This is a genomic window from bacterium (assembly GCA_040754625.1).
GTDB lineage: Bacteria > JACRDZ01 > JAQUKH01 > JAQUKH01 > JAQUKH01 > JAQUKH01.
The window spans coordinates 1-6,341 of sequence record JBFMCF010000099.1 but is presented as its reverse complement, the minus strand read 5'-3'; the positions used below and the strand labels follow the sequence as shown (position 1 = coordinate 6,341).

Annotated in this window: 6 protein-coding genes and 1 tRNA gene; all 7 read left to right on the top strand. The window is 34.4% G+C overall.

Annotated elements, in window-relative coordinates; genetic code table 11:
• Positions 1–212: 212 nt before the first annotated feature.
• The 7 genes from AB1498_09670 to AB1498_09640 all read left to right on the top strand — a co-directional run bounded on the left by AB1498_09670 (position 213) and on the right by AB1498_09640 (position 6,269).
• Positions 213–297 (top strand) — tRNA-Leu (locus AB1498_09670).
• A gap of 106 nt (positions 298–403) precedes the next feature.
• The gene (locus tag AB1498_09665) at positions 404–1,072 is read left to right on the top strand and encodes a response regulator transcription factor (protein MEW6088553.1); all 669 of its coding nucleotides are present in this window, start codon (positions 404–406) and stop codon (positions 1,070–1,072) included.
• Between the two features lies 1 nt (position 1,073).
• Complete coding sequence (locus AB1498_09660) at positions 1,074–2,225, top strand: ATP-binding protein (protein MEW6088552.1); 1,152 nt, start codon at positions 1,074–1,076, stop codon at positions 2,223–2,225.
• Between the two features lie 269 nt (positions 2,226–2,494).
• On the top strand, positions 2,495–3,442 hold the full coding sequence (locus tag AB1498_09655; protein MEW6088551.1) for an ABC transporter ATP-binding protein: 948 nt from the start codon (positions 2,495–2,497) through the stop codon (positions 3,440–3,442).
• A 1-nt stretch (position 3,443) separates the two neighbouring features.
• Positions 3,444–4,157 (top strand): ABC transporter permease subunit, encoded by a 714-nt coding sequence (locus tag AB1498_09650; GenBank protein MEW6088550.1) that lies wholly within the window; start codon positions 3,444–3,446, stop codon positions 4,155–4,157.
• A gap of 16 nt (positions 4,158–4,173) precedes the next feature.
• Positions 4,174–5,649, top strand: a complete 1,476-nt coding sequence (locus AB1498_09645; GenBank protein ID MEW6088549.1) for a GldG family protein — start codon at positions 4,174–4,176, stop codon at positions 5,647–5,649.
• Positions 5,646–6,269 (top strand): DUF4340 domain-containing protein, encoded by a 624-nt coding sequence (locus tag AB1498_09640; GenBank protein MEW6088548.1) that lies wholly within the window; start codon positions 5,646–5,648, stop codon positions 6,267–6,269. Before AB1498_09645 ends, AB1498_09640 begins: the two co-directional genes overlap by 4 nt.
• The last annotated feature ends 72 nt before the right edge of the window (positions 6,270–6,341 follow it).

Genomic DNA, 6,341 nt, shown 5'->3' with positions numbered 1-6,341 from the left:
ATTCCCTTTTTTTATGGCTTTTGCTTCGGTTTTTTTTGCTGTTGTCTTTAAGATTTATTATTCACTTGATTCCTCGCAGGCTAAAGCCTGCGCCTACCTGATTTCCACCGGTAACTGACCGGTTACATCCATTAAAATCGAATTATGTTGACGAAAAAACAGGTTAGAGTTATAATTAACATTCTTTAAAAAATTTAACTTGACACATTTAAGCCGGGGTGGTGGAGTTGGTAGACACGTACGTTTGAGGGGCGTATGGGGAAACCCGTGTGGGTTCAAATCCCACTCCCGGCACCAAAAATACAAATTACACACACAAATTACTGCGGGGGGAAACGGAAGTTTTCCCCCATTTTTTTTTGTAGATTATGTTATAATATTTTAGTTTAAGGAGCATAAAAATATGCGTATTTTAATTATAGAGGATGAGAAGAAAATTGCTGAATTTATTAAACGGGGGCTAAAAGAAGAGGGATACACCGTGGATATAGCGAACAATGCTGAAAAAGGGCATTTTTTTGCAACGACCCAGGAATATGATTTAATCGTGCTGGATTTAATGCTGCCTGATATGGATGGCGTTTCATTATGCAGGAAATTAAGGGAAGAGAAATTCAGAAAACCAATAATTATGCTTACCGCAAAAAGCAGAGTTGAGGACAAGGTTAAAGGTCTGGACGCGGGTGCAAACGATTACTTGACGAAACCTTTTGCGTTTGAAGAATTTTTGGCCCGGGTCCGAGCATTAATGAGAAAAAATGATTCTGAACAAATTACCAAACTTAAGGCGGGGGATTTAGTTCTTGATTTATTATCACATAAAGTATCACGGTCAGGGAAAGAGATAGACCTGACATCAAAGGAATTTGCTTTGCTGGAATATTTTATGCGGAATGCGGGACAGGTTGTTACAAGAACGATGATTTCAGAACATGTATGGGACATAAATTTTGATACTTTTACAAATGTGATTGATGTATATGTTAATTATCTGAGGAACAAGATAGATGAAGGATTTAAAGTCAAAATGATACATACATTAAGAGGAAGAGGATACATTCTGAAAGAATAATATGTTCATTAAATCTATTCGTTTTAAAATTATACTCTGGTATATGCTGATAATGACAGTAACATTATTTATTTTTAGTATTTTACTGTATCATAATTTCAGCCGGAAATTGTATAAAAATATTGATACCGCGCTGTATTCAGGTTTTAAGAGTGCTGATAAACTGCATAATTATTCATGGGAAGAGTGGCGTTTAGAAATAGAAAACGCGGAAATAAATAAAATAAACGCGGCCTTGAGCAAGTTAAGGCTGTTAATGATGTTTTTACTGCCTTTTACAGTTATTTTAACGGGTGTATTGGGGACTTTTCTCGCAAAGATCGCATTAAACCCGGTTGATAAAATGGTGCATACTATACACCAGATAACCACTGAAAATTTAAAACTAAGGATAGACATACCTGACACAAAAGATGAAATAAAAAGGCTGGCGGATACATTTAACCAGATGCTTGCACGGCTTGAATATGGGTTTAACACGCAACGGCAGTTTATTGAAGATTTTGCCCATGAACTTAAAACTCCTTTAGCTGTTTTGAAGGGAGAACTTGAGGTTACTTTAAAAAAAATACGTTCAACAGAAGAATATGAATCCGTTATTCAAAGCAATTTGGAAGAAGTGAACAGAATCAGCAGGATAGTTGAAGATTTATTGACTATTGTCAGGTTCGAAATAAACGTGGGTATGCTTGAAATTAAAAGATTGGATATTGCCGGTTTGCTGCAGAATATTGCAGATGATATAAAGGTCCTGGCGCTGCAAAAAAATATAAGTATAAGCTGTTTGTCAAAAAAATCAATAATTATTTCAGGAGATGAAAACCAGTTAAAACGGCTTTTCCTGAATATTCTTGATAACGCTATAAAGTATACGCCGCATAACGGGAACATATCGGTTGATATAACCAGTACGGATAATTATGTTAATGTGGCAATAAGTGATACCGGTACGGGTATCCCGGAAAATGAGATTTCTTATATTTTTGACAGGTTTTACCGCTTGAAAAAATTTAATCAGCAGCCGGGATTCGGCCTGGGATTAAGTATTGCCAGGTCGGTGATTGAAGCGCATAAAGGTAAAATTGATGTAAAGAGCGTGCCAAATAAAGGAACCACTTTTGTTATTTCTCTCCCATTAAACAATCCGGCGTAAAAAATCAAGCCGGGTATCTAATTCAAATATTCCCTGAATATTAGAGAATTTTAATTTTATTTTAAGTATATTTTAATAAACATTAATATATAATTACTACATAAAAATAGAAAATTATTTTTATATTTTCCCCCTTCCATCCCATATGTCAGCTGAAGTTAACCTGAATATTATTCTTGAAGCCTGCGTATGGGGTGGAACCCTCCTTTTTGATTTTTATAAAAAATTTTGATATAATATAAACTTTATTATTTTTATTAGGAGGCATTATGATAGAAGTCAGCAATTTAACAAAATGTTTTGGCCCTACCAAAGCGGTGGATGATATAAGTTTTAAAGTCGAAAAAGGAGAAATATTCGGGCTTTTAGGGCCAAACGGTGCGGGGAAGACAACAACAATGAGAATTTTGGCATGTTTCCTGCCGGCGACCTCAGGCACAGTGCGTATAGCAGGATATGATGTGTTTGAAGATTCAATGAAAGTAAAGAGTATGATTGGATACCTGCCTGAAAATCCCCCTTTATACGAAGATATGTCCGTTTTTTCTTACCTGGATTTTGTAGCTAAAATTAAAAACATCGAAAATAGTGAAATAAGCAATAAAATTGAAGAAGTTATGGAAACTGTCCGGATAAAAGATGTTTCCAAAAGGATTATCAGCCATTTGTCAAAAGGATACCGTCAGAGAGTCGCATTAGCCCAGAGCCTGCTTAATAATCCAAAGGTATTAATACTGGATGAGCCGACTGTCGGGTTAGATCCGAAACAGATTATTGAAATAAGAGAGTTAATAAAACAATTAGGAGAAAAACACACGGTACTTTTAAGCTCTCATATTCTCCCGGAAGTCAGCCAGCTTTGCGAAAGGGTATTAATTATTGATAAAGGCAAAATTATTGCCATAGATACACAGAAAGAATTATCAAAGAGAGTGCAGGGCAGGGAAAAAATATTTATACAGGTTAAAGGGGAAAGGGATGTTTTATTGAAAACTTTTAACGAAAAATTAATGGGGCTTAAAAAAATAAATTTATTAAAAGAAGAAAACGGGTTAGTCGATCTCCAGATTGAAAGCGAATTAGAAGTTGACTTGCGTGAAAAGATATTTAAGTTAATAGCTGAAAATAATATGGTTATTATGGAATTAAGGCCGATTAGAGTGTCTTTAGAGGAAGTTTTTCTGCAGTTAACAGAAACATCTAATGGAGGAAATTAAAGTGAAAAATATATTGCCTATATACCAGAAAGAGATAAAAACATTTTTTGTTTCACCGGTCGCATATATAATAACTTGTATTTTTTTAGTTATTGCGGGGTATCTTTTTTCAGTAATACTTTTTTATACGCAGGAGGCAAATCTCCGTGTTTTATTTGCCAACTTGAGATTCGTGCTGCTTTTGTTATCTCCGATTTTAACTATGAGGCTGTTTGCTGAAGAAAAAAAATTAGGGACCGATGAACTTCTGTTTACCTCACCGCTCACAAATTATGAAATAATTCTTGGCAAGTATTTTGCCACTGTCACTCTTTATTTTATAATGCTGGTTTTTACAATAGAATTCCCGATTTTTTTAAAACTATACGGAAAACCTGATATGGGCCCGATTTACACAGGATATTTAGGGCTTTTTCTTTTTGGCTCGGCTTTTATTTCACTGGGAATATTCACTTCTTCCCTGACAGAAAACCAAATCGTTGCGGCAATCATAAGTTTTGGACTGCTTTTGTTCCTCTGGCTGGTCAGTTGGGCAACGGCCTTTGTCCCTGTTGAGTGGTTAAAAGATATTTTAAATTCATTATCAATAACCGAGCATTTTAAAAATTTTGAAAAAGGAATAATTGACGTGGGGGATGTTTTTTATTATTTAAGTTTTTGTTTTATATTTATATTTTTAACCAATCAGGTTACTGAGGCAGAAAGATGGAAATAAAAGGAGGTAAATTTTAATGACCGGTATAAATAAATTTTCTAAAGCCCGAAGGTTTAAATACGGAATAAATGCTTTTATATTAACGATAAGCGTAGTGGGGATTATATTCATTATTAATGCGGTAATATACCGATACAGCAAACAGTTCGATTTAACAGCAAACAAAAATTTTACTTTGTCTTCCCAGACATTGAATCTTTTGAAAAATTTGGAAAAGGAAGTAGATATATATATCTTTTCCAAGGAAGGCGAATCAAAAAATGAATTTTTGAATGACATTTTGAAACAATATATACGCAAGTCAAAATTTATAACTGTTATAAATGTTGATTTAGATAAAAATCCTTCATTATCGGACAAATTCAAAGTTACAAAATATGGATCTATTGTTTTTTCATCCGGAAAATCCGATTCACAAGTTAATCAAACAGAACTTTATGAATTCGGTTCCGGGATGATGGGTCACGGAGAGGCATCCAAATTTAACGGAGAACAGGTAATTACAAGCAATATTATGAAAATTACAAGTCAAAAGAAAAAGACGGTTTATTTTTTAATCGGTCATGGGGAACGTTTGGTAAGCGACATGGAAGATCCCGGCCTCTCAAAAATACAGGATTATCTTCTTAAGGAAAATTATGATGTAAAATCAGTTAATTTATCAAAGAACTCCAATATATCCGAAAAAGACACAATCCTGGTTATACCCGGCCCGAAATATTTATTTTTGGACCGTGAACTAAAAGTAATAGAGGACTATTTGGAAAAAGGCGGGAAGGTGTTTTTGATGATTGACCCGCAGGTTGTTGCCGCCAAAGGAATAGATAAAATTCTTGAAAAATGGGGGGTCGGGTTAATAGATGATATTGTTATTGAACCGGAAGTTTCATATTTTTATGACCCGTTAACGCCTATTCCCGCGTATGAACCGCATGATATAACCTATGAATTAATACGTGTTAAAACAAGTGCTATATTGCCGGGGGTAAGAACAGTTACAAAATCGGAAAAAATACCTGATTATCTGGAAGCGAAGCCGTTATTAAAGACAGGCGGAAAAAGCTGGGCAGAAAGAGAATTCGGCAATATAAAACCCGAGTTCGACAAAAATGATATTAAAGGCCCATTGACTTTGGCACTTGCCGTGGAGAAAAAGAAAAAAGCTGAAAGTAATTCTGATACAAGCAGGTATGAGACTCGCGTTTTTGAAGAAAAGACAGATGGAAGCAGATTGGTGGTAATTGGGGATTCAGATTTTATAAGTAACCGGATGACTGTAAGCAGGGGGAATACAGATTTATTTTTAAATACTATTAACTGGCTGGCAGGGGATGTTGAAAAAATAAGCATTCGTCCTATAATAATGGACTTTAAAAAGCTGGCACTTAATAAAAACCAGTCAAAACTGGTTATTATAATCAGTTTAGCTATTGTTCCTTTTTTAGTCGCGGGGATTGGAGGATTAATATGGTGGAAAAGGAGAAGTTTATGAAACAGTTTAAGTCGACGGTAGTGATTTTTGTCATCTTTATTGGTTTTATCAGTTATTATTTTTTAATTGAAAAGAAAAAAACAAATAAAGAGGAAGAACAAAAGATTTATATATTTAATCTTATAAAGGATGATTTCGAGACCCTGGAATTGACGGATATGTCAGATAAGTCCACCTTTTTATTGAAAAAGGAAAAAGACTGGAAAATAATAACCCCTTGTGAAATGCCGGCATCTAAGAAAACAATTGACGGGATAATTTCTGAATTGGCTGTTTTATCGGCCCAGAGAGACATAACGAAAAAGAACCAGAGACTGAAGCAGTATGGCTTGGATGTCCCAAGATATAGAATAAAATTCAGCCTGAAAAATGAGTCACATACATTACTGATTGGGATTAAAAGTCCCACGGAGGAATTTTATTTTGTAAAGGAAGAAAATAAAGATAACGTATATATGGTTAATGCTGTTGCCGTGGAGAAGTTTATTAAAAAGCATTTAGCAGATTTGAGAGACAAAGAATTTTTACAAGTACCGGAAGAGAAAATAAAAAAAATAAATATAAATCTTGAGTTTGGCAAAATTAAGCCGCCAATTTTAAAATATTTGGCAAAACCATAAGTGAATCATGAGAAAAAGAATCTCTAAAATGAAAAACTTTTTGCCTGAAAGTTTTATGTTTTTCATTATCGG